The sequence below is a fragment of the Virgibacillus sp. DJP39 genome, from assembly GCF_049310925.1.
Classification (GTDB): Bacteria; Bacillota; Bacilli; order Bacillales; family Amphibacillaceae; genus Virgibacillus_F.
On record NZ_JBMERP010000013.1, the window covers coordinates 41,872 to 66,332 of the forward strand.

The 24,461-nt window shown below is 36.0% G+C and carries 23 protein-coding genes and 2 pseudogenes; 8 read left to right on the forward strand and 17 right to left on the reverse strand.

The features are described 5' to 3' along the window. Positions 1-214 precede the first annotated feature (214 nt). The 5 genes from ACOI1D_RS06695 to ACOI1D_RS06715 all read left to right on the forward strand — a co-directional run bounded on the left by ACOI1D_RS06695 (position 215) and on the right by ACOI1D_RS06715 (position 6,207). On the forward strand, positions 215-2,806 hold the full coding sequence (locus ACOI1D_RS06695) for a hypothetical protein (RefSeq protein WP_422500271.1): 2,592 nt from the start codon (positions 215-217) through the stop codon (positions 2,804-2,806). Positions 2,807-3,220: 414 nt separating this feature from the next. Beyond that, the gene (locus ACOI1D_RS06700) at positions 3,221-4,057 is read left to right on the forward strand and encodes a hypothetical protein (protein ID WP_422500272.1); all 837 of its coding nucleotides are present in this window, start codon (positions 3,221-3,223) and stop codon (positions 4,055-4,057) included. Further along, positions 3,991-4,389, forward strand: coding sequence for a hypothetical protein (locus ACOI1D_RS06705; RefSeq protein WP_422500273.1), 399 nt, complete (start codon positions 3,991-3,993; stop codon positions 4,387-4,389). Before ACOI1D_RS06700 ends, ACOI1D_RS06705 begins: the two co-directional genes overlap by 67 nt. After that, a complete protein-coding gene (locus ACOI1D_RS06710; protein WP_422500275.1) occupies positions 4,355-5,221 on the forward strand; it encodes a hypothetical protein in 867 nt (288 codons plus the stop codon). The genes ACOI1D_RS06705 and ACOI1D_RS06710 overlap by 35 nt, the downstream gene beginning before the upstream one ends. 440 nt (positions 5,222-5,661) lie before the next feature. After that, complete coding sequence (locus tag ACOI1D_RS06715) at positions 5,662-6,207, forward strand: hypothetical protein (protein WP_422500276.1); 546 nt, start codon at positions 5,662-5,664, stop codon at positions 6,205-6,207. A 55-nt stretch (positions 6,208-6,262) separates the two neighbouring features. Here ACOI1D_RS06715 and ACOI1D_RS06720 read toward each other — a convergent pair whose 3' ends face one another. Further along, a complete protein-coding gene (locus ACOI1D_RS06720) occupies positions 6,263-6,985 on the reverse strand; it encodes an amino acid ABC transporter ATP-binding protein (RefSeq protein WP_422500278.1) in 723 nt (240 codons plus the stop codon). 4 nt (positions 6,986-6,989) lie between these two features. Next, positions 6,990-7,313 (reverse strand): annotated as a pseudogene (locus ACOI1D_RS06725) (hypothetical protein); the annotation flags it as partial. Positions 7,314-7,342: 29 nt separating this feature from the next. Between ACOI1D_RS06725 and ACOI1D_RS06730 the strand changes: the two are divergent. Beyond that, positions 7,343-7,840, forward strand: a complete 498-nt coding sequence (locus tag ACOI1D_RS06730; RefSeq protein WP_422500302.1) for an EAL domain-containing protein — start codon at positions 7,343-7,345, stop codon at positions 7,838-7,840. A 51-nt stretch (positions 7,841-7,891) separates the two neighbouring features. On the opposite strand, the gene ACOI1D_RS06735 is transcribed toward ACOI1D_RS06730, so the two are convergent. The 15 genes from ACOI1D_RS06735 to ACOI1D_RS06805 form a co-directional block, all read right to left on the reverse strand. Next, a complete protein-coding gene (locus ACOI1D_RS06735) occupies positions 7,892-8,548 on the reverse strand; it encodes a GTPase (protein WP_422500279.1) in 657 nt (218 codons plus the stop codon). Between the two features lie 14 nt (positions 8,549-8,562). Further along, positions 8,563-9,612 (reverse strand): GTPase, encoded by a 1,050-nt coding sequence (locus ACOI1D_RS06740; RefSeq protein WP_422500280.1) that lies wholly within the window; start codon positions 9,610-9,612, stop codon positions 8,563-8,565. A gap of 356 nt (positions 9,613-9,968) precedes the next feature. Continuing rightward, complete coding sequence (locus ACOI1D_RS06745) at positions 9,969-10,445, reverse strand: DMT family transporter (RefSeq protein WP_422500281.1); 477 nt, start codon at positions 10,443-10,445, stop codon at positions 9,969-9,971. A gap of 10 nt (positions 10,446-10,455) precedes the next feature. After that, on the reverse strand, positions 10,456-10,884 hold the full coding sequence (locus tag ACOI1D_RS06750) for a DMT family transporter (RefSeq protein WP_422500282.1): 429 nt from the start codon (positions 10,882-10,884) through the stop codon (positions 10,456-10,458). Between the two features lie 87 nt (positions 10,885-10,971). After that, entirely contained in the window at positions 10,972-11,286 is a 315-nt protein-coding gene (locus ACOI1D_RS06755; protein WP_422500283.1) for an ArsR/SmtB family transcription factor, read from the reverse strand. Between the two features lie 309 nt (positions 11,287-11,595). Beyond that, a complete protein-coding gene (locus ACOI1D_RS06760) occupies positions 11,596-12,060 on the reverse strand; it encodes a CoxG family protein (protein ID WP_422500284.1) in 465 nt (154 codons plus the stop codon). Positions 12,061-12,657: 597 nt separating this feature from the next. Further along, positions 12,658-13,572, reverse strand: a complete 915-nt coding sequence (gene murQ, locus ACOI1D_RS06765) for an N-acetylmuramic acid 6-phosphate etherase (RefSeq protein WP_422500286.1) — start codon at positions 13,570-13,572, stop codon at positions 12,658-12,660. Positions 13,573-13,857: 285 nt separating this feature from the next. Next, positions 13,858-14,832: an ABC transporter ATP-binding protein gene (locus ACOI1D_RS06770; RefSeq protein ID WP_422500288.1), complete on the reverse strand. Its 975-nt coding sequence runs from the start codon at positions 14,830-14,832 to the stop codon at positions 13,858-13,860. Next, the gene (locus ACOI1D_RS06775) at positions 14,819-15,820 is read right to left on the reverse strand and encodes an ABC transporter ATP-binding protein (protein ID WP_422500290.1); all 1,002 of its coding nucleotides are present in this window, start codon (positions 15,818-15,820) and stop codon (positions 14,819-14,821) included. The genes ACOI1D_RS06770 and ACOI1D_RS06775 overlap by 14 nt, the downstream gene beginning before the upstream one ends. Continuing rightward, a complete protein-coding gene (anmK, locus tag ACOI1D_RS06780; RefSeq protein WP_422500291.1) occupies positions 15,817-17,025 on the reverse strand; it encodes an anhydro-N-acetylmuramic acid kinase AnmK in 1,209 nt (402 codons plus the stop codon). Before anmK ends, ACOI1D_RS06775 begins: the two co-directional genes overlap by 4 nt. Before the next feature lie 25 nt (positions 17,026-17,050). Beyond that, the gene (locus ACOI1D_RS06785; protein WP_422500293.1) at positions 17,051-17,878 is read right to left on the reverse strand and encodes an ABC transporter permease; all 828 of its coding nucleotides are present in this window, start codon (positions 17,876-17,878) and stop codon (positions 17,051-17,053) included. A gap of 29 nt (positions 17,879-17,907) precedes the next feature. Beyond that, positions 17,908-18,852, reverse strand: a complete 945-nt coding sequence (locus tag ACOI1D_RS06790; protein WP_422500295.1) for an ABC transporter permease — start codon at positions 18,850-18,852, stop codon at positions 17,908-17,910. A gap of 53 nt (positions 18,853-18,905) precedes the next feature. Further along, entirely contained in the window at positions 18,906-20,453 is a 1,548-nt protein-coding gene (locus tag ACOI1D_RS06795; protein WP_422500296.1) for an ABC transporter substrate-binding protein, read from the reverse strand. A 1-nt stretch (position 20,454) separates the two neighbouring features. Then, positions 20,455-21,519 (reverse strand): serine hydrolase domain-containing protein, encoded by a 1,065-nt coding sequence (locus tag ACOI1D_RS06800; RefSeq protein ID WP_422500297.1) that lies wholly within the window; start codon positions 21,517-21,519, stop codon positions 20,455-20,457. Positions 21,520-21,540: 21 nt separating this feature from the next. Beyond that, positions 21,541-22,383, reverse strand: coding sequence for a MurR/RpiR family transcriptional regulator (locus ACOI1D_RS06805; protein WP_422500299.1), 843 nt, complete (start codon positions 22,381-22,383; stop codon positions 21,541-21,543). A gap of 449 nt (positions 22,384-22,832) precedes the next feature. On the opposite strand from ACOI1D_RS06805, the gene ACOI1D_RS06810 reads away from it, so the two are divergent. Both ACOI1D_RS06810 and ACOI1D_RS06815 read left to right on the forward strand, forming a co-directional pair. Further along, entirely contained in the window at positions 22,833-24,107 is a 1,275-nt protein-coding gene (locus ACOI1D_RS06810) for an MDR family MFS transporter (protein WP_422500301.1), read from the forward strand. A gap of 73 nt (positions 24,108-24,180) precedes the next feature. Then, positions 24,181-24,461 (forward strand): annotated as a pseudogene (locus tag ACOI1D_RS06815) (hypothetical protein); the annotation flags it as partial.

The following is a 24,461-nucleotide window of genomic DNA, read 5'->3' on the forward strand; positions in this document are numbered from 1 at the left end:
ATTCTGTAGGGAAACACAAATATGTTGAAACTACTGAATATTAATTTACTTGGTGACTTTGTCTTTAATCCCTAATTTTATCCCCGTTGGAACATAAGATAATATATACTAAGTAATATATTTAATTTTATAAAAATTAGTCAGAAAGAGAAATTTCAGAGCTATAACATAGAGTTTATGTACTTTTCATAAAAAATTAACATTGGAGGAATATATGAAAAAGAAATATTTATGGGGAATGGGAATAATACTTGTACTATTAGTGGGTTTTTTCGTATGGAAATTAACCTTAGCTGAAACGACTAACCCAATGCTAGCTTCAAAGAATGTTGATTTAACTGGAAATTCTTATGAAGAACTTGCTACATCTATGGATCTCCCTTCCGATAAGGTGTGGAAGATTAATTATCCCGATAAAATTGATACCAGTTCAGTTACTAGTGATAATGTTTATGTGTTAAATTCAACGGGAGAGAAAGAACAGGTGGGGTTGGATGCAGATGGAGAAATTCTACTCATACATCCTCCAAAACAAAGTTATAAAGAAGGCGATCTATATACACTGTACATAGAAAAAGAATTGACGTTAGTTGAAGGCAGTGACAAACATAACTCAATTAAAATGGACTTTATTATTCAACGCCAGAAGGTAAATAAAGTAAAAGTAAATAAAGATTTAGTTACTATTCAAAAAGATAGCGTAAAGGAAATATCAACTACCCAACTTATTTTGAAAAAGGATGAATCAAGTAATAAAATTAAAAAGGGACAGATTCTTATTGTGCCACATGAAGATTCTGAAGGTCTCGCGCATAAAGTTACAGAAGTGAAAGAAGAACGAGAGGAACTAATAATTACAACAGAACCTCCTGCATTTATGGAAATTATTCCGGAAATGGATGTTTATGAATCTTTTAATTTAGCAGAACACACATTTATTCCGGATGATAACGACCATATTATGATTAAGAATGTCGCATCCCTATCTGATCCAAACCTTATGGCCAGCACGACTACTAATGCACCAAATGGAACCGATATTACGTTTGATCAAAAGTTAGAACCTAAACTGAATTCTCCCCTGAATCCAGCTGGTGATCAAGATATCACTTTATCGATTAAGGAACTTCCTTTAATTGATGGGTCAGGTCAACCCACTATCGATGGAACAATTATAATCAAGAACCCCGTAGCTGCATTAGACGTTAAGTATGAAAATGGGTCAGTTGAACGACTCAATTTAAATGCAAGTATGGAATTACAGCAAACATTAAAATACGACGCACCATTGAAGGGTGTTGTGGATGTATCAGAAAAAATCCCATTAGGAACAATACTGCTTCCAACAGGGTCAAGTCCATTTCCTAACCTGAAATTTGAGGCATATTTAAAACTGGACGTTAATACAAAAGGGGAAATAACGTATGATATCGTTACAGCTGAAGAAGTACAGTTTTCACTGGTTAAAAAGAGTGATGATTTAGTTGAGATAGCATCTATTGATACCAAGATGGATAGCGAAATGACTAATTCTGGAACAATAACCGCTGAACTTGGAGTTGGAGAAGAATTTGCGCTGCAGGCATTTGGAATAAAAGGGGTTGAGTTAACTGGAGAAGGTGGGGTTGAATTTTCAGCGGGATATATCGACCTAACTTCAGAAGTATTTCCAAATATTAATTGTAACCGACTTGATGCAAATACATTCATCAAGGCAAATTTTAATGTATCTCTTGGGATAACAGATTTGTACAACAAATATTTTGCAAGAGACGACATGCCTCTTGATCAATACAACACCTGCAAGCAATACAATACGTTAACCATTGAACCATACCCTCTTAAACTTTTAAAGGGGGAAGAAAAAGAAATTAGTGTTTATCATCATTACCTGGACATCGAAAATGCAGAAATTAAGAAAGTAAAACTGAATCTGTACGATGTAAGTATTACTGCAGAAAATGATAATGAGATTATCTTCAACAATGGTAAAATCAGTGTTTCAGATGAATTTAAGGGAAATGAACTACCTTTTACTGTGAGATACCGTTTTGAAGATAGTAAAGGTATTACGCATGGATTAACCGAAATACTCCGAGCCGAAATTGAGGAAGAGGTCAGGGATGAATCGTGGCAGGGTAAGTGGACAACAAATACTCAACATACTGGAGGATCATTAAACATTAGCGACACAACTGATGGACAATTTTTCTTTGAGCTGAACGTTTCATCTGGAGGACATAGTGGTGTAATAAAAGGGAAAGCAACTATTCAAAATAAGACGGCTGTTTTTCAGGATGAAAGGGAATGTTCGATAACCTTTACTAAAAATGAAAATGTAATCTCTGTAAAGACAAATCTTTGTTCAGGTTATGGTGGAGCAGGCATTACGTTTGACGGTGATTATGAATTTGGTGCAGGGAAACAACCAGAACTATCTTTACTGAAATCAGGTATATTATCAACTAAGGAACAGGATGAAAAGTTTCGTGCTTTAGTTGGTAAGGATTACGACTTATTTGTACAATCAATGCAGCTTATTTCAAATGAAAAGGGTGTAGATGAATTTGGTTTGAATGTAAAACTTGTAAAACAAGGATTTGTTCGTGGGCTAGCGGGGATAATGGGAGCGATTATCATGTTTTCACACGATGGAGATTTTATATATGCAGCAGTAATAGATGGTGATAAAGTTAGCTACTACTCAAACAGGATTGACTACCAAAATACCTTACCAAAAACAATTGAAAAATGGGTTGGAGATAGAGAAGTGATCGTTAAGAGCAGAAGCGGAGCAAGATACTAAAGGCACTGAACATATATTTTTCGGGGAGCAGTCGGTGAAATGCTTTTTTTTTTTTTGCTTTTAGTAAAGATAGATTTCCAAGGTTATTGATAACTTTGGTACATAAACACATTCAACTCCATCACCTATTGCTAATGCCATACATCGACCTCCTTGATAACAGTTCGAGTTCTGCAACTGAAGCTCTCTGTTGTCATGTTCCTCTTTTAAGTACATCCTGTTTCCATATATGGAAGATAACTCTATTTGGGAATACAAATATGTTTAGAAATAGAGATGAGAAACACTAAATGTGATTATGAAAATAAAGTAGAAAGTTCATGTGTATTTGAGATTTTTTTCCAAATAGGTGGTTGTCAATCGATAGATTATATATAATTGAAGCATGCCATTACATACGGGGAGTATTTAAATATGTATAATATTGAAGCGGATTTTGAACAACTTATAAAAAAGTTGCCAGATAAGCAAAATAGAGACTTTGAGCTTATGGTCACTGAATTTGTTATTAGACAGGAAGAAGGAAACCTAACATTATTTACAGATTATGTTGAAAGAGTTCTAAATACATCAGATAACAAATTTTATAATTATATTGCATTTATTTGTTTGGCTACTTTGAACAGAAGGCTGGAACAAATTTCACATTTGAATTTATTGTTTGAAAGGTATGGAAGTGATTTTAAGAGTCAACCGTTATACCTTCACTATAGGGCTCTTAAGCATAAGTCCAATGGAAAACTGGGTGACAGTATTGCTGACTCATTAAAAGCATTGGAGAACCCAACTCTATCTGACCATAGCGGTATCTTACACAGTTACGCAGAGTCTGTAATTGTTTTGTTGGAAAATGGCGATGAAGTTAACTTTTCGCCTATGAACAGTCTGGAAAAGAAGGCATATGAGGATTTGCTGTGTGCTATAAGGGAAGACCAGGGTTATGCAAAGTTTTATGCTACAAAAGCACGTTTCTTAAGTTATCGCAATCAATTTTCTGAGGCAAAGCTGGCATTGAAACATGCAATAGAACTAGAAAAAAAGGGCAGTGATTACCAGCTCAGGATCGCAAAATATTATCAATTGCTAAGTTATGTTCAAGTTAAAGAAGAGTTAATGAAAAATAAAATTGAACAAAAGGAATATAATACTGAGATGGATGCTAATATTAAAAAGCTAATTCTACCTTGGATATTAAAATTAATGAGCAGGAAAAAGAATATGGAAATCACATTTACAAAACAGAACAAATGATAGAGGAAATGAAAAGGCAAAATTTACAAATGCTTGGTTTTTTCACAGCTATTATTTCGTTTACTGTAGGTTCAATTCAAATTGTCAAAAGTCAGCCTTTTATTTCAGCTGTATTACTATTACTTGTCTTAGCTGGTATTTTACTAGTAATCTATGCTGGATTTAGTTATGTTATGTTCTCAAACAGTACGTATGAAAACGCCAGAAAAAACTTTGTTGTATTTGGTGTTGGAGCGATAATAATAGTGCTATCTATTGTTGCGTATCAGCAAGGATGGTTAGGGGAGGTTGTTTCGTTTGAAAGTATCGAAGGTGTACAAAAAGGGACTTAAAGATATTAACGAAGATGCATTTGTTATAAACCAGGAGGATTTAATATACGCAGCAATAGACGGCGCGACAGGATTGAATGGCGCTCCAGGTCATATTGCTTCTCAAATTATTCAGGAAAAACTGTATCTGCCGATGAAAGATAGTAGTCTTTACAATCGAGTTGATTTTGCAAATAAACGACTGGAAGAAGAAATGATTGAATTCTATAGGAAGAACTTTGAGAAGTTGAGTATTCCCGGAATCAAAGGGATACCTAAAATGCAAAGAAGTTCAAGTGGAATGTCTGCGATCCAAATAGATGAAGCAAAGTTATTTTTTGAATATATTCATGCTGGTGATTGCATGCTTTTTTTACAATATGAAAACAGCGATATTCGAACTATAACGTATGACCTTATTCAGTATCTTGACCAAGAGGCTATTAATGAAATGGTTAGATTAAGAGAACAAGATGGAAATTATAATCTGGGAGCAGAGGAACTGAGAGAAAAAGTAAAACATATTTTGGTGGAAAACCGTGGGAAACTAAACACGAATAAAGGATACGGGATTATCGACGGCAGTGAAGAAGCGTTATTTCACCTGGAATCTGGAAGAGTAGCATTGAAAAGAGTAAAGAAAATACTTTTATTGAGTGATGGACTACTTCTCCCCACTAAACATGGAGAAGAAGATAATGCATGGGATGTATCGGCTCGTATAGCCTTCAATCAGGGCTTGAATGGTCTGCTAGAAGAAGTTGAAAAGAGGGAAGCAGAAGATCCAGACTGTCAGATCTATCCAAGGTTAAAGGAGAAAGATGATAAGACAGGTGTATTGCTGGAATTATAAGAAGTTAAAGTTGAATAGGTTACTGCTGGCTGTTAGTTTTAGTTGCACTTTGATGTGCTGCCGAAGCTGACGGCTTTTTTTGTGATTCTAGGTGGATTTGGGGCCTGTCAACAGTGGGGATGGATCGTTTGTATGGGGAGGGCGATCGGTTGAGAGTTTTGTTGGATCGGATAGGCGTGAGTTTCGCTCGGTTGTATGGGAAAGGCGATCGCTTGGGAGTGTCGTTGGATCGGATAGGTGATAGTTTCGCTCGGTTGAGAGAAGGGACGATCGGCACGGCCAGTCCAGATACAAGCAGGCCCGTAAATGTGTAAACAGAAGAGACTACGATTCGCAAATTCCAGAAGCTTTTTTCAAGTGTATCCCTAGGTATAATATCGGCCAGCTAGTCCTATCCGATACAATAAATAGAAATATATACAAAAATGGAGGACTAGTACATGATGAAAAATAAAGTATTGTTGTTCACTGGTTTGTTCTTTTCCATCCTTTTATTAACTGCTTGCTCTGAGGATGAGGGTATTAACGTTCCAGTTGGAGAAAATGGAGAAAGTATATCTGTTGATATTGATGGGAACGAAGAGGAAGGCGTTACAGTAGATGCTAAAAATGAAGATGGGGAGGGGATCTCAATAGGTACAACCCAAAATATACCCGAGGAATTCCCTGACGAAATTCCACTACCTGAAGAATATCTCATTCTCAATACAACAAACATTAATGATAATGATATTGAGATGTCTACTGTCTCATTTTTAACTGAAACAGCGAACACAGAAGAACTACTGGAAATGTACAAAGGTTTCATGGAGGATAATGCGTATGAACAAATTTCTGTAGAGAAAGCAATGGGCTCCACTGTACTGAAAATGCAAAAAACCGAAGAGAGTGTATTTATTTTTGTTACTCTGACGCCTCCTAGCTCAGAGGATAGCAAGGACGTATCTGTTCAATTAGCCTACCATAAAACAATAAAAACTGAGTAGTAATCAAAATAAATACCATCCAGGGCACAACTTTAGGATGGTATTTATTTTCCAGCTATAGTATCTGACTTAAAAATGCTTTTGTACGTTCACTTCTGGGATTATTGAATAGTTGTTCTGGTGGCCCTTCCTCAACAAGAGCTCCTTCATCCATAAATAATACGCGGTCGCCCATTTCTCTGGCGAATCCCATCTCGTGTGTGACAACGACCATCGTCATTCCCTCATCAACGAGTTGTTTCATGACATCGAGCACTTCTTTTACCATTTCCGGGTCAAGTGCTGAGGTTGGTTCATCAAATAGCATGATTTTCGGTTGCATAGCAAGTGCTCTGGCGATAGCGACGCGTTGTTGTTGTCCACCAGATAATTGTTCAGGAAATGCATTGGCCTTATCACTGAGTCCGACCTTATCCAGCAAATGATAGGCCAGTTTGTTGGCATCCGCAGCAGTCATTTTTCGAACCCTTCTTGGAGCGTGTGTAATATTTGCCAGCACGCGTTTATGCGGAAAAAGATTAAACTGTTGAAACACCATGCCTACTTCTGTACGAATTTCATTAATGTCGGTTTTTTCATCATTTACTTTTACACCATCAATGAAAACTTCCCCAGCTGTAATTTCTTCCAGAAGGTTAATGCAACGGAGTAATGTACTTTTACCAGAGGCACTTGGGCCGATGACACAAATGACTTCCTTCTCTTTGATTTCATAGGTAATCCCTTTTAATACTTCCAGTTCACCAAACGATTTGTGTAATCCTTGGATTTTAATCATTCATTCACCTTCCTGTCGACCGTGAGCCATCGGGGGGAAATCGTTTTCTGGGCGATGGAACATAACTATTGCTGAAACGATTTTCCGCGTACTTAATAACTTTTGAAAATAAATAAGTAAGAATCAGATATAAAATGGCAACCGTAATATACGGTTCCCAAAACCGTGAGTAAGCACCTGCAACAACTTTTCCTGCATACAGCAAATCATTTGCTGCTATGACAGTGACAAGTGATGAGTCTTTCAGTAATGCAATCAATTCATTACCCAAAGGCGGGATCATCCGACGGAATGCTTGCGGCAGAATAATGTCCCTCATTGCGATATTAGCAGGATTCAGGTTATTCTCCTTTTAAAATAGCAGTAAACATTTCTACTATTCAGCTGCAACACCAAAATTTTGTTCAAACAGTGGGAGACATACTGCAAGAGACAGGACTTGATCCAAAGTGGTTAGAACTGGAAGTAACGGAAAGTATCCTTATGGAAAATAGTGAAACTCTCAAAGACAGTTTATATAGATTAAAAGCAATTGGCGTTTCTATATCAATTGATGACTTTGGTACTGGTTATACTTCCTTGAGTTACTTGAGACAATTTTCATTTGATAGGGTTAAAATTGACAGAAGTTTCATTAACGATATTAGTAGCGATCTAAATGGAAAGGCAATCACATCAACTATTATCTCACTAGCCCATAAATTAAAAATGGGAGTAATAGCTGAGGGGATAGAAGATGATGTTCAATTATCTTTTCTTAAAGATGAATTTTGTGATGAAGGCCAGGGTTATCATTTTAGCAAACCTTTACCGGCCGAGCTGCATCATCTATTAAAAGCCCCTGAACGTGATTAATACAGACATTAGAAAACACCACTGACCAGTAACTTTTGATCAGTGGTGTTTTCAGTTCAACTTCAGTACTTTCCTTACCTGTTCAATCCCTTCGTTAGTTCGGTTGCTTATGAATAACAAAGGTATATTATATGCTGCTAACGAAAATTTATCTTCAAAGTCTTTTTTAATAGTTTTCCGGTCACTTTCTTCCATGCTGTCTACAAAACTACGAATTACAATCAGCTTACCCTGGGACATGGAATGATAACAGGATTGAAAGATATCTTGATCTGCCTGATGGATTTTGCCATTTATCACTAATACAGTATAGTCCATCATTTCAAACGGATAGAAGATGGCAAAACTGGCTACCGGGTGTTTTGCTGTATTGTATCCTGGAGTATCGATAAAACGTACACCTTTATAAGTATGATACAAAGGGACATCTAAATTATCACTCCAATCTGTAGCATCTGTTCCTATCCCTATAGTAGGTTTAGGAATACACTTACCATTGGTGACCTTGTGAATTAAAGTTGATTTACCAGCTCCTGGTTGGCCTATAATCGTAATTTTTTTGTAGCTGTCAGTAGATAGTTTCTCATGCAACCGCTCGAAGTTTTTCTCTACTGTACTTTTAGGAGGTATGAACGACTTTCTAGTCTTAGCGTCTACCACTTTCTTAACTATGTAACTACTTACAACAACTGCGGGGACCCACCACATCTAACAGCACTCCTTTAAAGACTAACACTATCGTAAGTATTGAGTTCTTCCTTTAAGATTGCTTCTGCCAAAGTATGACAGTCTTTCAGGTAAGCATCACCAGCAGATTTAGTTATTGCAAAACCAACAGTTGCTGCAATAGCCTGACCTACTATTGGAACATATTTTGATAACTTTGAAACGGAAATTCTTGTGGCATAATGCTTTAACAAAAGTAACGCACCTTCTTTTGTAGCGTAATCAATTACTTTATTGGCAACTGGCAGTAAAGCTGGACCAAGATTCTTAAACTTTTTATGTTCTATACCGTAAATCTCTCTAATTTCCTTAAACATTTTTAACATAAGCGAGACATCTACCCCTACATCAAGACCTGGAACCGGGTTAATTCCATTTGCAGCGGCTAACCCCGCATACCTGGTAACGAGCCCTTCACACTCTTGCCTTTTTTGTTCAAGGTGTTTTATCGTGTAAGCTTTAGCTGCACGTATATATTTATCTTTCTTTGCAGGTTCCAGCACATTGCGAATTCCCTCTTGAAGTAAGTCGAATCCAAAAGAATTTCTGCAGCTTGTAAAGTAAACCTTTTCTTGAGAACCTACCTGCTTTTGCACATCTTCCAGAATTTCTTCTTGTAATTCTTCTGTAGATTTAGCGGGATCCCATATATCGTCATATTTATTTCGCACAAATAGACAAACTCTTCCTTTTGATTTCAATTCTTTAAAAAAGGTAGTATCAGAATCATGAAACTTACCTGAAAAAACACATAGAAACAAGTCAAATTCTTCTGGTTTGAAACTTTCCATCCATTCATTAGGAGGAAATTGCGATGTACCATATCCTGGTAAATCCACTAGCAAAAGCTCATTATATTCATGTATTTTTGCTTCCTTTGTTACATCAGTAGAAGCTCCAATTTCTGCTACATTTTTTCCAACAAGTTTGTTAATAATGGACGATTTCCCTGCACCAGGTTGTCCAAATAAAGCAATTTTCAACTTATCTTGTTGTTCTTCTGCCAATGATTCTTTAATTTTTTTACTCTCTTCTTGAATAGTCACAACCGCACCCCATAAATAGTTTATATTTTAAATCTATTATATCACATAAGAAGAATGCTAAATCTAAATTGGTCACTAGTTTTGGTATGGAATGTTATATTTAATACTAATTTTACCTGAATCAATTTCAAAGGATAGCAGTAAAGATTCGAAGAGGGAAATCAGCGGAAAAGCACGGCAGTTATACGGTAAAAACGTACAAAAGGCACACTGCGGTTCGTAGGGGGGGAGGGGATATGACCTACCCGACAAAAGGCTTGAGATAACTTCAAATGCTTACCTATTGCTGACGTTAGCTAGATAAGGATACAACTAAAAAAGTGCTCCAACGTTAGTAATAGTTGGAGCACTTTAAATTAGTGAATTATGTTTGCATATGTTTCTTCATTAGAGCGTTTATTTCCTTTATAGATAAAATAAAGAGCAATGATCATAAAAAGCAAAGCAAACCAACGTTGGGCATCAAGTGGGATAACCAAACTATTAAACCAACCAAAGTGATCAATTACCACTCCAATAACTAGTTGTCCAATGATAACAGCAATACTAGTTGCAATAACACCAATTCTTGGAACTGCAAAGACGTTAAAAAGTAAAAATAGTACTCCTAAAAATACCGCACTTAATTGCCAAACGGGTACTTTGAAGATGGCAAATATATCTCCTTGACCAAAGAAGAGAATAACTATAGCTAAAAACATAGAGCCAGTCATAAAGGTTAAAAATGTAGTTTCAATTGTTCCTGCCTTACGACTAAATGTACCATTTATAGCTGATTGTGTACTTAATGCGATACCACCCAGTAAAGTGAATAAAATCATAATTATACCCATGTTTTCCCTCCTAGTTAACTAAAATAAGCGCCATTATCATTGAAATAACAGCAAATAGTTTTTCCTTATTGATTCTGGATTTCTTACTTCCGAGCCAACCAAAATGCTCAATAACCATACTCATTATTAGTTGACCAATAATTACAGCAACCATAGTTATGCCAACACCGACAAATGGAACACTAATAACTATTGCTGTTAAATATACAACTCCTAAAGCACCTCCAAGGAGAGTCCACTTTGGTGCTTCAACCACATGTGAAATCTTGCCTTTACCAAAAAATAACCATAGTAATCCAAGAATAATTGCACCTACAAAAAAATTATAAAAACTGGTTTCGAGCTGACCTATTGTCTTACCTAGTTCACCATAAATAGCTCCTTCAAAACTAAGGGCTACTCCTGCTAATAATGCAAATATATATGCAATATAACGCATGATTTAACTCCTCCTAACAACCCTTTATATATATATATCTAGATATATCGATATAGTTATGAAAAAAGTAACGGAAATCAGAATATCTTAGATTTCCGTTCTAAAGTATTCAGAAAACTGACGAATGGCTTCCTCATCTCTTCTATAATAAGTCCACTGACCATACCGAACAGATTCGAGCAAACCTGCTTTCTGCATCAAATTTAAGTAGTGAGATACCGTAGATTGAGAAGCCTTAGCTTTTTCATGTATGTCCCCAACACATACTCCGCCTTTATAACTAACCTCCTTTGGTAGGTGAGCACCTTGTTTAGGGAAGTGCTTCTCTGGTTCTTTTAACCACTGTAAAATGTTGAGTCGAGTTTCGTTAGATAACACTTTAAATACATCGATAGGTTCCATAAGTTATATTATATCTACTTTTCTCGATATGTCAATTCTTAATGAAAGAACAAAATAAAATTATAAACCTTTAGTGCTATTGCAATTATTTAAATGAGTTTGTGATGGATGTACTTAAACAATCGGACCATTATTTGAAGAGGCAATTGAAAATAAATAAAAGAAAAATCTCAGTTCACTGGACTGAGATTTTTTATGTTAAATTACATATATCACTACAAATTCGGCACAATTAGTTATGCATTTTAAAGTGTAAATCTGAGTTTAGTGATAGGAAACGGAACCCGTTATGCTTCTGGACGCTTCTTTTTAATCTGTATTTACCTGCTGTATAGTTGATTGGTTTAGTTTTTCTGCAATGGCTGCCGTTAAGTCTGTTGTGGTTTTTGGGACGAATGATTTTAGTAAAGGGTTAATCATTGGACCTTTCATTCCTCTTGCTTTGATGTCCAGATAGCCTGTGATGTTAGATTGCCTGTTTGCGAGTGATTCGGCTTCGAAATAACCTTCCCCTTTAAAATTTTCGTTCAAGCCGGTTAAATCAAACGTTACCAGATTAGGTTTCTGCCATTTCGTGATATCAATTTTCAAACTAATGGTTTTCTGGATTACTCCAATTTCCCCTTTGAATTTCCACGTCGATTGTTTCTCATTTAAAATGGAATGGTCTATATAGCCCGGAACCAAGGGAGCCCAGTTGTTCATATCACTGACGAATGACCAGACATTTTCAATCGGGATAGCAAGTTCCTGCTTATGAATTCCGTGTGGCATCACAACATTCTCCTTTACCCTATTTTCCTTTTATTATTCCCGACTTTGGCTGTTGTAAAACAGGTATGTGTAATGCAGTCTTAAGAAGACCACATAGAATAGCGCTTCAAAGCTGTTCACCCGAATCAATAATGGGGCTTAGTTTTAGGATTTGTCAGCTATAATAGTCTTTTAGAATCATTGGGGAAGTCGCCAATAAAGTCAACAATATACAGAATTATTGGTGAATGGCGAACGTGGAATGAGGGGACTTTTTCTTCCTGGCGATGATTAACAGTTAACTGATGAATAAGGCATTATCACAAGCATGTCCCGTAAAGAGATGCAGTCACCAAATTCTTCCACTCTTCAACGTAGAGCCAAAAGAATTCCTCTCAAACGGGGGACGTTTAAAAAATTCTATTGTTCTAGAAAATATAGTACGTACACTTTCATTATACTTATAAAAAGTAAGCTGCCTTTGTCCTATACATTTTAGGATGAAAGCAGCTTATTTCCTTTTTTTGTCTCGTATCATTGGGTCAGTTAATGTTCCCGGCATTTCTTATGTAGTGCTTCAATCAAAAGTACGCTTATTAGATCATTAAATTATTGAGATTACTTCAAACATTGTTTCATCGCATAGTAAATAGCTTCCCGGACATATCCATTACTATAACTAATTGCGTCCAATGCCTCCTGGTATGTAACGCCTCCTTTAATCATTACAATTGCTGGTTTAACCTCGTTATTTGTTAATTTTAGTGTATTTTCAGCTTCAGCGTACGAAACTCCAGTGATGTCAATGATAGTACTCTTTGCTCGCTCCTTAAGTTTATAGTTGCTAGCATGTACGTCAACCATCAAATTTTCATGAACCTTGCCCAGCTTTATCATGGTTGTTGTACTAATCATATTCAAAATCATTTTATGAGCTGTTGCTGCCTTCATCCGGGTTGATCCTGTTAGAACTTCAGGGCCAACCACAACTTCTACTACGCTATTGGCAAATTGACTAATCAATGAATTTTCATTACATGATAGTGATACTGTGTATGCGCCAATTTCACTAGCGTATTTCAATGCACCAATCGGGTATGGTGTTCGACCGCTAGCGGTAATACCAATTACAACGTCTTTGTCAGAAAGGTTTTTGGCTTTTATATCATTAGCGCCTTGAGTTTCATCGTCCTCCGATCCCTCAACAGCATTGAAAAATGCTTCATTTCCCCCGGCCATAACAGTTTGTACCATCTCTGGTGGTGTCATGAAAGTAGGGGGGCATTCAGATGCATCAATTACACCAAGTCGACCACTTGTCCCAGCCCCTACATAGAAAAGGCGTCCTCCTTTTTTCAATGCTTTACAAATTTGTTCAACAGATTCATTTATATTAGGGAGAACTTTTTCTACAGCCTCAGCTACTTTTTTATCTTCCTGATTTATAGTGGTTAAAATCTCTATTGTTGACATTGTATCCAATGCCATACTATTAACGTTACGCTTTTCAGTAGTTAAACTCGAAAGTTCCATAGCATGTTAATCCCCTTACTTAAAATTATATATATCGTCTATCGTCATAATACTTATTTGCATTGCAAAAATGATAATGTTCTACAATGAAAGCTAAATAACGTTCTAAAAAGGATTACCATCAACTAACCCTTTATTGATTTATCCTTTAATAAAACCTCTTTTAATTAGTTTATTTACTCATATTTCCTTTGTTTCCATATGAAATAATTGGAGTTAAAATAACTTATTCTAAATTGCTTAGTATTTACGTAATATTCCTGAAATGACTTAACTATATTAGGTTTAATTATATAAGTGACATGCCACCCAATGATTTGATTCAACTTCCCGGTAAATTGGCTTCTCTATTGCACAATGGTCATAAGCGTTTGGACATCTAAGTCTAAACGGACAGCCAGATGGTGGGTTAGATGGATCAGGAACATCGCCTTGCAAAATAATTCGTTCTCTTTTATCTGTAGGATCTATTGATGGTATTGCTGATAGAAGTGACTTTGTATACGGATGTAAAGGATTACTGTAAAGTGATGCCGTGCTGGCCATCTCCATCATTTGTCCAAGATACATTACCCCCACACGGTCACTCACATGCTTTACTACATTTAAGTCATGAGATATAAACACGTAAGTTAACTTTAAATCCTTTTGAAGATCAATTAAGAGGTTTAGTATTTGCGCTTGTATGGAAACATCTAAAGCAGATACAGCTTCATCAAGGATTACAATCTTTGGTTTTAAAATCAGTGCTCTGGCAATTCCTATCCGTTGACGCTGGCCGCCACTAAATTCATGAGGATGGCGGTTAATTTGCTCTTTCGATAACCCTACTTTATCTGCAATATCTATAATTCTCTCTGTTGCTTCCTTCTTCGAACAAATATTATGAGTTAGAAGCGGTTCAAGCAAAAGATTTTTAACCGTCATTCTAGGATTTAATGAACTATATGGATCCTGGAATATCATCTGGAGATCTTTTCTAACCTTTCGGAAATCTCTTTTAGTATAATCCAATATATTTTTCCCGCTATATAGAATTTCACCTGATGTAGGTTCGTGTAGCCTTAGAATAGAACGGCCAGTTGTAGATTTACCACAACCACTTTCACCTACTAGTGAAAATGTTTCCTCCTCATTTATTTCGAAGCTTACGCCATCCACCGCACGAACATAGTTTTTAGTTCTGTTAAATATTCCTTCTTTTTTTGGAAAGTGTTTTTTTAAGTCTTTTACTTTTAGTATTGCGTTACTTGTACTCATATGTGTTAACCTGCCTCTCCGTTGCATAAAGCCAACATTTACTTGTATGGTCTTCATCTATCGGGAATAATGGAGGGTCTTCCTGGTGACAAATATCCATTACATGTGGACATCGAGAAGCAAAACGACAACCAGACTTATTCAATTGTTTTGGCGTCGGAACATTGCCCGGAATAGAGTATAGCTTAGTCGTTCTATCGCCTAATGATTTTACAGAATCTAACAACCCCTTTGAATAAGGGTGAGTCGGGTTTTTGAATAATTCTATAACTGAAGCTTCCTCTACTAATTCCCCAGCGTACATTACTGCTACTCGCTCACAGGTGTCCGCAATTACCCCTAAATCGTGTGTGATCATTAGTATAGAAGTGTCAAAATCCTCGGTTAACGAATTCATTAGTTCCAGAATTTGTGCTTGAATAGTTACATCCAAAGCTGTTGTTGGTTCATCTGCTATTATTAGTTTTGGTTTACAGATAAGCGCCATTGCAATCATTACTCTTTGTCTCATTCCACCCGATAGTTCGTGTGGGTAGTTTTTTAATAATTTCTCAGGCCTAGCGAAGCCGACCTTATCTAACATATCAATTATCAGACCCTGAGTCTGTTTCTTAGTATATTGTCCATGAAATTTCAATACTTCTGCAATTTGGTGTTCAATTGTAAACAGGGGATCTAACGCAGTCATTGGTTCTTGAAATATCATAGATACTTCATTCCCTCTGATTTTTAGCATCTCCTTTTTTGAGAGCTTTGTTAGATTAGTCGTGCCATTAAGAAAAATTTCTCCATTCCCAACACTTAATGCATCAGGGAGTAAATCTAGGATGGACAAGGCTGTTAAACTCTTGCCACTTCCCGACTCACCAACTATGCCGTACTTTTGTTTCTTTTTAACTGACAAATTTATTTTATTTACAACATTAAATTTCTGCTTATCAATGTTTACATCTATTGTGAGATTTTTAATTTCTAATATATTGTTCATTTTAACCCTCTCCTTGAAGAGTCCATACGATTAAATGCATCAGGTTGAGTGTATGCAATTTTCCCCATTATTACTGGTTTATCAGCTCCGGTTGCAGAAGGGATTTGGTTGTAGTTCGCATGAATACACTGGTAGCCTAATATTGCAAAGGCCAAAGCTTCCTTGAAATCACTGGAAATATGAAAATGTTCATGCGTGTGTACCTCGGTGTTCGGCAAGTGATGTTTTAATCGCTCTATCAAATAAGAATTATAGCTCCCGCCACCACCAACTATCATTTCATCAATTTGATAACCTGCTTTTTCTAAAAATTCTCTGTAACTATGCACAATTGACACAACGGTCCACTCACTAATCGTTGTTACTAAATCCTCAGTATTTATATGACCAAATTTGTTGAGAATATCATCAACATATGTTTTCCCGAATAATTCCCTCCCAGTGGTTTTTGGAGGAATTAACGAAAAGTATTCATGTTCCATCAATTTGTTTAATAAATCTTGATTTATAGTACCTAAATATGCCATTTGGCCATCTTTATCATAATTTTTATTGCCGCTTGTAATTCTTGTAATAATTTCATCAATTACCATGTTCCCAGGGCCGGTATCGAAAGAACGAATTGAGTCTTTGGAACTGTTCTTAGGAATATACGTAACGTTTCCTATCCCACCAATATTCTGTATGGCACGTGATTTTAACTCACTGCTAAATAGTAAATAATCCACGTACGAAACTAGTGGTGCTCCTTGACCGTTGGCTGCCATATCAGCTGTACGGAAATCTCCAACTACTGCTATCCCGGTTTCTTCTGAAAGTACAGATAAATCACCAATTTGTAACGTTCCAGGGACATCAACTTTGTCTTCTCCATGAAATGGTTGATGATATATTGTTTGCCCGTGAGAACTAATAAAGTCCACTTCATTATTCGACATATTTGCTTTTTCTAATAACTCATATACAGCTAGACTAAATTCACGCGCCAGAAATACATTCATGGAGCATATTTTTTGTAAGTCGGCTGTATCTGGTGAACATAATTTTAGTATCTCTTCTCGAACTTCTTTAGAGTATTGTTTTGTTAAAGTGTCAATGACTTTTGCGTTTACATTGTCACCTGATCCTTCTAATTCAACAAGAACTGCGTCAATACCATCTAGTGAAGTTCCTGACATTAGACCTATACCTATAGTCTTCTGCATCTTTAACACCCCTATTTTACATAGTTTATTTAAGTTTTGGATCTAGTATATCTCTTAAACTATCACCAAATAAATTAAAACAAAATATAGTGAAAACTATAGCGCCAGTCGGAAACAGAATGGTCCATGGAGCAAACTCCATATAAGCTCGGCTTGAGTTGAGCATTACCCCCCAGGATGGATTTGGAGGTTGTACACCAAGTCCTAGAAAGCTTAAGGCTGCTTCAGTTAAAATTGCTCCAGATAGTCCCAATGTAATTTGTACAATAAATGGGGCCATGATATTCGGCGTAATATGCTTGAATATAATTTTTATAGGTGAGACACCAATTGCAACTGCATTGGTTATATATTCATTTTCTTTAACACCAATTACTGTTCCTCTAACTATTCTTGTGAACACTGGAGTGAATACAATTCCTATGGCAATCATTGTATTTGTTACACTTGGTCCTAAAACAGCAACAATTGCTAGAGCAAGAAGAATGTCGGGGAAAGCAAAAAAGACATCCATTATTCGCATAATAATTTGATCTACCTTACCTTGGAAATATCCGCTTATCAATCCAAAAATCAATCCAAGAGACGCACCTATTCCAACGGCAATAAGCCCGACTTGGAGTGAAACTTGTGCACCGTACACGATTCTAGAAAAAATATCTCTCCCAAATTCATCCGTACCAAAGATGAATTGTACACTTGGGCTTTCCATTGTGTGTTTAGTAAACATATGTTCAGGACTGTAAGGTGCTATTAATGGGGCTAGGCCTGCTATTAAAATCACTAACACGATCCCAATAGCTCCCAGTAATCCTACTTTATCTTGTATTAAACGTTTTAAGAACTGTTTCATAAAAATCACTCTCTCTAAATAATAGAATCTTATTTATAGCTTATTCTTGGATCTAAATAGGAGTAAAGAATATCTACAAGTAAATTAATCATGACAAACACGAATGCTATAAATAACACAGCCCCTTGAACAACTATAAAGTCTCTTTGAGTTATAGCAGTGAGTACCAATTGGCCTAGACCTGGTAACGAGAAAATTTGTTCGATTATCACTGTCCCACCTAAAAGTGTCCCTATTTGTAATCCAATAATTGTTAAGATAGGGATCATAGCATTCTTAAGTGCATGTTGAAAGATAACTATCTTTTCTTTTGCACCTTTTGCTCTAATTGTACGAATAAAGTCTTGTCTCAATATTTCTAATATAGAAGACCTTGTCATTCTCATTACTGCACCTGCCATCGAAGTTCCTAGGACGATAGAGGGTATTATCATAATTTCGAGATTTTTAAAAGGTTCGTCAAAGAAACCAACGTAACCTATAGGGGGACTATAAGAGAATGTTAATGCCAAAACTAATATAATAACAGTTGCCAATGCAAAGTTAGGCACTGATACACCTAGTAATGAAATAATTCTCACTCCAAAGTCGATATTACTGTTTCTTCTCATCGCTGCGATTATTCCTAGAGGTATAGCAATAATCCATGAAATAAAAGCCGAAATCAATGTTAGCTCAAATGTCAATTTAAAACGGTTTAAGATATCTGGCAATACAGCTTTACCTGTCCTCATAGATTCTCCAAAATCACCTGTCACTACGCCACCTATCCAATTAAGATATTGTTGATATAGTGGTAGATTAAGTCCAAAATCTTTTCTGAGTTGTTCAACTGCTTCAGGCGTTGCGTCTGTTCCTAAAATTGTTAAAGCCAAATCTCCAGGGACAATTCGCATAATAATAAAAATGAAAATTGATACACCGAACAATACTGGGAACAACATTAATATTCTTCTTAAAATATATGTATACACATGGATTCACCCTTAATAAGAGAGTAGAGTGCTGCTGAAAGCAGCACTTCAATTTATTTTTTAGAGACGTTTGTGATATCTTCTCCATTATGTGGATAAGGTGTAAAGTTTTTCACAGTACTATTAACCGCAACATACTTCATTGGAGAAACCAAAAACAAGTTTGGAGATAAATTAATTAACTTTCTTTGTGCTTCGTTATAAATCTCTTTGCGCTGTGCATGGTCAAGTGTTTGCTTTCCCTTCTCTACCAATTGATCGTATTCTGTATTTGAGAAATTCCATACGTTGGCAGAACCGTTTGTATGGAAGAAATAGTTTAATGCCCTGTCTGGGTCGGTTCCAGACCCATTACGACCTATTAAAATATCAGCAGAAGTATTAGACCATGTATCTATATACTCGCCCCATTCAATTTGGTTAATCGTTGCATCTACTCCAATTTCTTTCCACTGTTGTTGTAACAATTGTGCTGTATCAACCATATCTGCATATGTTGAAGCAGTGGTTATTTCTGTTTTAAAACCGTCTGGAAAGCCTGCTTCTGCAAGTAATTCTTTTGCTTTTTCAATATCACGTTGATATAATTCTTCTTTAGTAACATCAATTGCCCAATCTCCCATGGAAGGAGCTACAGGGCCAGATATAATTGCATCACCATCCCATACTATATCTGCAACGCTTTTACGGTCAGTTGCTAAACTTAATGCCTGCCTCACTTTTTCATTATTAAATGGTTCTTTTGCGACATTGAAACCTACATAACTATATTCTAAAGATTGATAATCAATAATATTCATATTTTCTTGATCTTTAAGTAAAGAAGCAGATTTTGCTGTTAAAGTAGTCATATCAATCTCGCCTGTTCGAATAGCAGATAATCTTGCTGCCTCTTCCTTCATAGTGTAATAGATAACTTCATCAAGTTTTGGTTGTCCGTCTATATAATAATTTTCATTTTTTTCAAGTGTTACACTGTTATCCGGAATCCATTCAACAAACTTGAAAGGTCCTGTTCCAACAGCAACTTGTTGCAGATCACCATTTTCTTCTACAACTTCTTTAGCAACCACTGCTGCACTAGAGTTAGTTAAATAATTTAGAAATGTTGCTGATGGTTCCTTTAATGTGAATTTAATTTTATAATCATCTACTACTTCTATTTTATCAACGTTAGAAAAGTAAGATTTTATATGGGAAGCAGTTTCTTCATCTAATATACGTTCGAAACTGTATAAAACATCTTCTGCTGTCATTTCACGTCCATTATGAAACTTTACACCCTCAATCAAGTTGAAAATATATGTTTGTTCATTCGGTTGGTCCCAACTCTTGGCTAATTGACCTTTAATTTCCATGTTCTTATCAAATGTTACTAGTCCTTCATAAACCTTGGAATATACCCGAACTGATGAGTGAGCAGGTGTTTTATGAGGATCAAGCCCCGCAGGTTCCTGGTCGTTGGCTATTTTTAACACTTGCTTTGCATCTGCACTTGAATCTCCATCTTCGTTACTGCTAGAACTACTGTCCTCTGAGCAAGCAGCTGTTACTAGAGTGATAGTAAGAACTACAAGAAATAAAAATACTTTTTTTAACATTTTAAAACTCCTTTTCGATTTTATTTAGTATTTCTTTGAAAACCTCTTTACGGAAGGAATTTATATTCTTAGGTGTCTCTACATGTAATCGATTTGTTAAAAGCCCAACAACTAAATTTCTTTTTGGATCTAGCCATAAGGCTGTTCCAGTGAATCCTGTGTGTCCAAATCCTTCTGGGTAAATATCAGATGACTCCCAACCCAATCCTCGGTTCTCTATCTGAGGTTTTAGCGATTCTTGGATTAATACTTTAGAAATTAATTCTTCCCCTAAATTAATCCCTCCCTTCAAATATAATTCACCCAATGTTACTAAGTCTTCTACATTAGAAAACAAACCTGCATGACCGGATTCTCCTCCAAAAAAATAAAAGGCATTACCATCATTAACTTCACCAGAGATATTTTCATATCGCCAGTTATTAAAACTAAAATTTCCTTCCTTACACATATTTGTCTCAATTCTGTTGCCTTGTTCTGTGGCAGCAATGTTCCCGTTATTTACCGGGTTATATGTGAGCGTTTTTAATTTCAACGGAAATGCAAGATTTTCATTTATTATTGTTTGTAAACTTGTATTAAAATAATTTTTTATAACTTCTCCCAGTAGAATAAAGTTTAAATCACTATACACAACTCTATCCGTTAAGTTATGAGTTAATTCTATATTGTTCAAGATATAAAACAAATTGTCCCCTGGTAAATGAGAGTAGAATGGATGCCATGCTTTTAGACTGCTACTATGTGTTAGCAATTGCTTTATTGTGATAGGTGATAAAATCTCATTTGTAGACACATTGGGTAGACACTCACCTAAACGTGTAGAGAGTGATAAGAGATTCTTAGTCACCATTTGCAAAACGACAGTTGTTGTTACAACTTTTGTAAGACTTGCAATATCAAAAACAGTATCGAGCTCGCAAAGGATATTTTTATCTCTGTTCAATTTACCGTATGCTTTATGAAATAGTTTTTCGCCATTTTGTGAAACATAGCAAACGCCACCTGGAAAATAGTCATCTTTAATATATTTATCAAAAATTGAATCAATTTTTTTAAAGGACACTTGTAGCACACTCCAATACTATTATCTACTTTGGATGACGTCTCGTGTTTTATCTAAGAAATCCACTGACTGTTCGAAATTAAGGGAAGCTAACCCAGTAAACAAAATATCAATAATATTTAGTTGGGCTATTCTAGATGCTGTAGCTGCACTCCTTATACTGTTCTCTAGTGGAGAGGCGTATAAGTTTATGTTAGATAACTTTTGAACTGTATTAAACCCGTAACCAGTTAATGAGATAATACTAGCCTGTTTTTGTTTTGCTATATTTACAGTATCTATGATTTCTTTAGTTTTACCCGAATAGGAAATAGCGACCACAACATCTTTTGAATCAAGGTGAACGGCAGAAGTAAGTTGTGTGTGACTATCAGTAAGTGCCTCACACCACTTATTTATTCGTCTGCACTTTTGCTCAAAGTCTAAAGCAACTATTGCTGATGCGCCCACCCCTATTACTATTATTTTTCTTGCACTGTCCAAAAGTTTTATAGCATTGCTAAATTCATTTTCATCAATTAATGGAAGAGTACTCTTAATCGAACGGCAATTATTATTTGAAACAAATTTAATTATTTCTGCTAAGCTTGCCCCAGCTGAAATATCCTCGTATCTATCATTGGCAACTATATCTTCATTAATCGATGCTGAGATACTCAATTTTAGCTCTCTAAATCCCTTAATTTGTAAAGATCTACACATCCGGATAATAGTGGCTTCGCTAACAGAAGTTATGGATGCTAATCGAGCAATAGGCATACTTAATATTTCTTTTGGATTTTCTATTATGTATTGTGCAACCTTTTTTTCAGATGGTCTCAAGGTAGAACTCCCTTGTCGAACCCTCTCCATGCCATTGAACATAAGATCCACCTTTCTTCAATAATGAAGTTTAACTACCTAATTTAAAATGATTAATGTATTTAAACTACATTTTAAGTTGTTTTATATACAATGTCAACACAACATTAATAATTTTCAAATAATTGAATGCGCTTTCTTTACTATATTTAAAAATGCTATGGAGAATTTTTAAATTTCTATTTGGAAAGTTAAAATCCTTACATATAGTAGGTGCAGTAAAAAAAACAATCACCAGCATAGGGCGAAGATGTAATTTTCTTCAGTACCATAACCTATAAATAACTTGTTGTGTTTGACAAAAGTACGTGGTAAATTTTAAAAGGGTAAAATGTCGGAGATGCAAGTTAAGGGTGAATGTATAATTTCTTAATAGGTATTTCTTCATGTATAAGCGTACGGAAATAGCTAGACAACTTATGGCCAAACATCACTGAATTGAGGGAATTTGAATGAAATGGAAAGACTGGGATCGTAATTTAAAGGTCCGGCTGTTTGGAGAATTTTTAACGAATGTTTTATTCTGGATGTTTTTTCCGTTTATGGCAATTTATTTTTCGGAACATCTGGGTAAGGAACTTGCTGGGATTCTGTTAATCGCTTCGCAGCTGGTTGGTGTATTCACAGGTCTAATCGGTGGGTATTGTGCAGATAAATTTGGTCGTAAAAAAATGATGACGATATCGATGTTTGGTCAGGGGATTTCTTTTGTCTGTTTTGCGTTAGCAAACTCTCCATGGCTTGAGTCGGCAATGCTCAGCTTTATTTGCTTTTCCGCACTTGGTTTTTTCGGTTCTTTTTACTGGCCGGCAAGTCATGCAATGGTAGCAGACGTGGTGCCTGAAAAACATCGCAATGAAGTATTTGCTGTGTTTTATACAGCGATAAATATATCCGTTGTTATTGGTCCGATACTGGGAGGGATCCTTTTCTTTGAGCATAGATTCGCTCTCCTAATAGCTAGTGCTGCTGCAAGCTTTTTGATGACGGTTTTAATTTACAAGCTAATCAGGGAAACCGTGCCTATTTATAAAGAAGAAGTATCGACTGGTACAGAAAAACAAAAAAGCAATTTGCGTCACGTGATAAAAGAACAATTAAAAGATTATAAAGTAATCGCAAATGATAAAGCTTTTCTATTATTTATTGGCGGTGGAATATTTGCTGCCCAGGCTTTTATGCAGATGGATTTATTACTGGCGGTTTATATGCATGAAAAAGTCCCTTTACAGGAATTATTTTCTATTGGTGACTGGTCCGTCAGTGTTGAGGGAGAGAAAGCTTTCGGCTGGATTATCGCTGAAAACGGCCTGTTAGTCGCTCTTTTCACTGTTTTCATATCAAAATGGATGACCAAGTATAATGAGCGTAATGTATTTGTCATATCCTCGTGCTTGTACGGTGTGGCGATGCTCCTGTTCGGATACACGATAAGTATATGGGTAATAGCATTCGGCATGTTGATCTTCACAGTAGCTGAATTAATGGTTGTAGGAATTCAGGAAAGTTTTATTGCAAAAGTTTCTCCTGAACATATGAGAGGACAATATTTTGCTGCCGGCAGTTTACGTTTTGCGATTGGCCGTGCCATTGCACCAATAGCCATTCCATTGACAGTCTGGATTGGCTATGAATGGACCTTTAATATTTTGTTCCTTAGCACTTTATTAGGCGCACTAATGTATGTGTGGACGTTTAGATTAATTAGGATACGAAAGATTTCATAGTTTAATAGAGCAGCTGCAGTGGTATATCTACTATATAGGATAATTTAATAGACAATAGAAGGAGCTGATCATTGTGCAAACGCAAACTCAAACTCAAAATCAACAGCAAATTCAGGGAAAAAGTGTATTTTTAAAAGGTGTAGCTATAGGAGCAATAGCCGGAGGAACTGCTACTATGTTCAGCAAAGGCACACGGACAAAGGCGAAGCAGAATGTTAGTCATGCAAAAGGAACAGTCACTAACATCACAACTAAAATAAAAGAAAGTCCGAAAATAAGCAAGGATGAAATGATGAATCGGGTGAAAGAAGCATCCGGTGTATTAAAAGAAGCTGTTGATAGTGTGCAAAAGCT

What these genes read in the sequence shown, in the direction of transcription:
- ACOI1D_RS06695 (WP_422500271.1), top strand. Translation starts at nt 215, where the DNA reads ATGAAAAAGAAATATTTATGGGGAATGGGAATAATACTTGTACTATTA.
- ACOI1D_RS06700 (WP_422500272.1), top strand. Translation starts at nt 3,221, where the DNA reads ATGTATAATATTGAAGCGGATTTTGAACAACTTATAAAAAAGTTGCCA.
- ACOI1D_RS06715 (WP_422500276.1), top strand. Translation starts at nt 5,662, where the DNA reads ATGATGAAAAATAAAGTATTGTTGTTCACTGGTTTGTTCTTTTCCATC.
- ACOI1D_RS06720 (WP_422500278.1), bottom strand. Translation starts at nt 6,985, where the DNA reads ATGATTAAAATCCAAGGATTACACAAATCGTTTGGTGAACTGGAAGTA.
- ACOI1D_RS06735 (WP_422500279.1), bottom strand. Translation starts at nt 8,548, where the DNA reads ATGTGGTGGGTCCCCGCAGTTGTTGTAAGTAGTTACATAGTTAAGAAA.
- ACOI1D_RS06745 (WP_422500281.1), bottom strand. Translation starts at nt 10,445, where the DNA reads ATGGGTATAATTATGATTTTATTCACTTTACTGGGTGGTATCGCATTA.
- ACOI1D_RS06750 (WP_422500282.1), bottom strand. Translation starts at nt 10,884, where the DNA reads ATGCGTTATATTGCATATATATTTGCATTATTAGCAGGAGTAGCCCTT.
- ACOI1D_RS06755 (WP_422500283.1), bottom strand. Translation starts at nt 11,286, where the DNA reads ATGGAACCTATCGATGTATTTAAAGTGTTATCTAACGAAACTCGACTC.
- ACOI1D_RS06760 (WP_422500284.1), bottom strand. Translation starts at nt 12,060, where the DNA reads ATGCCACACGGAATTCATAAGCAGGAACTTGCTATCCCGATTGAAAAT.
- murQ (WP_422500286.1), bottom strand. Translation starts at nt 13,572, where the DNA reads ATGGAACTTTCGAGTTTAACTACTGAAAAGCGTAACGTTAATAGTATG.
- ACOI1D_RS06770 (WP_422500288.1), bottom strand. Translation starts at nt 14,832, where the DNA reads ATGAGTACAAGTAACGCAATACTAAAAGTAAAAGACTTAAAAAAACAC.
- ACOI1D_RS06775 (WP_422500290.1), bottom strand. Translation starts at nt 15,820, where the DNA reads ATGAACAATATATTAGAAATTAAAAATCTCACAATAGATGTAAACATT.
- anmK (WP_422500291.1), bottom strand. Translation starts at nt 17,025, where the DNA reads ATGCAGAAGACTATAGGTATAGGTCTAATGTCAGGAACTTCACTAGAT.
- ACOI1D_RS06785 (WP_422500293.1), bottom strand. Translation starts at nt 17,878, where the DNA reads ATGAAACAGTTCTTAAAACGTTTAATACAAGATAAAGTAGGATTACTG.
- ACOI1D_RS06795 (WP_422500296.1), bottom strand. Translation starts at nt 20,453, where the DNA reads ATGTTAAAAAAAGTATTTTTATTTCTTGTAGTTCTTACTATCACTCTA.
- ACOI1D_RS06805 (WP_422500299.1), bottom strand. Translation starts at nt 22,383, where the DNA reads ATGTTCAATGGCATGGAGAGGGTTCGACAAGGGAGTTCTACCTTGAGA.
- ACOI1D_RS06810 (WP_422500301.1), top strand. Translation starts at nt 22,833, where the DNA reads ATGAAATGGAAAGACTGGGATCGTAATTTAAAGGTCCGGCTGTTTGGA.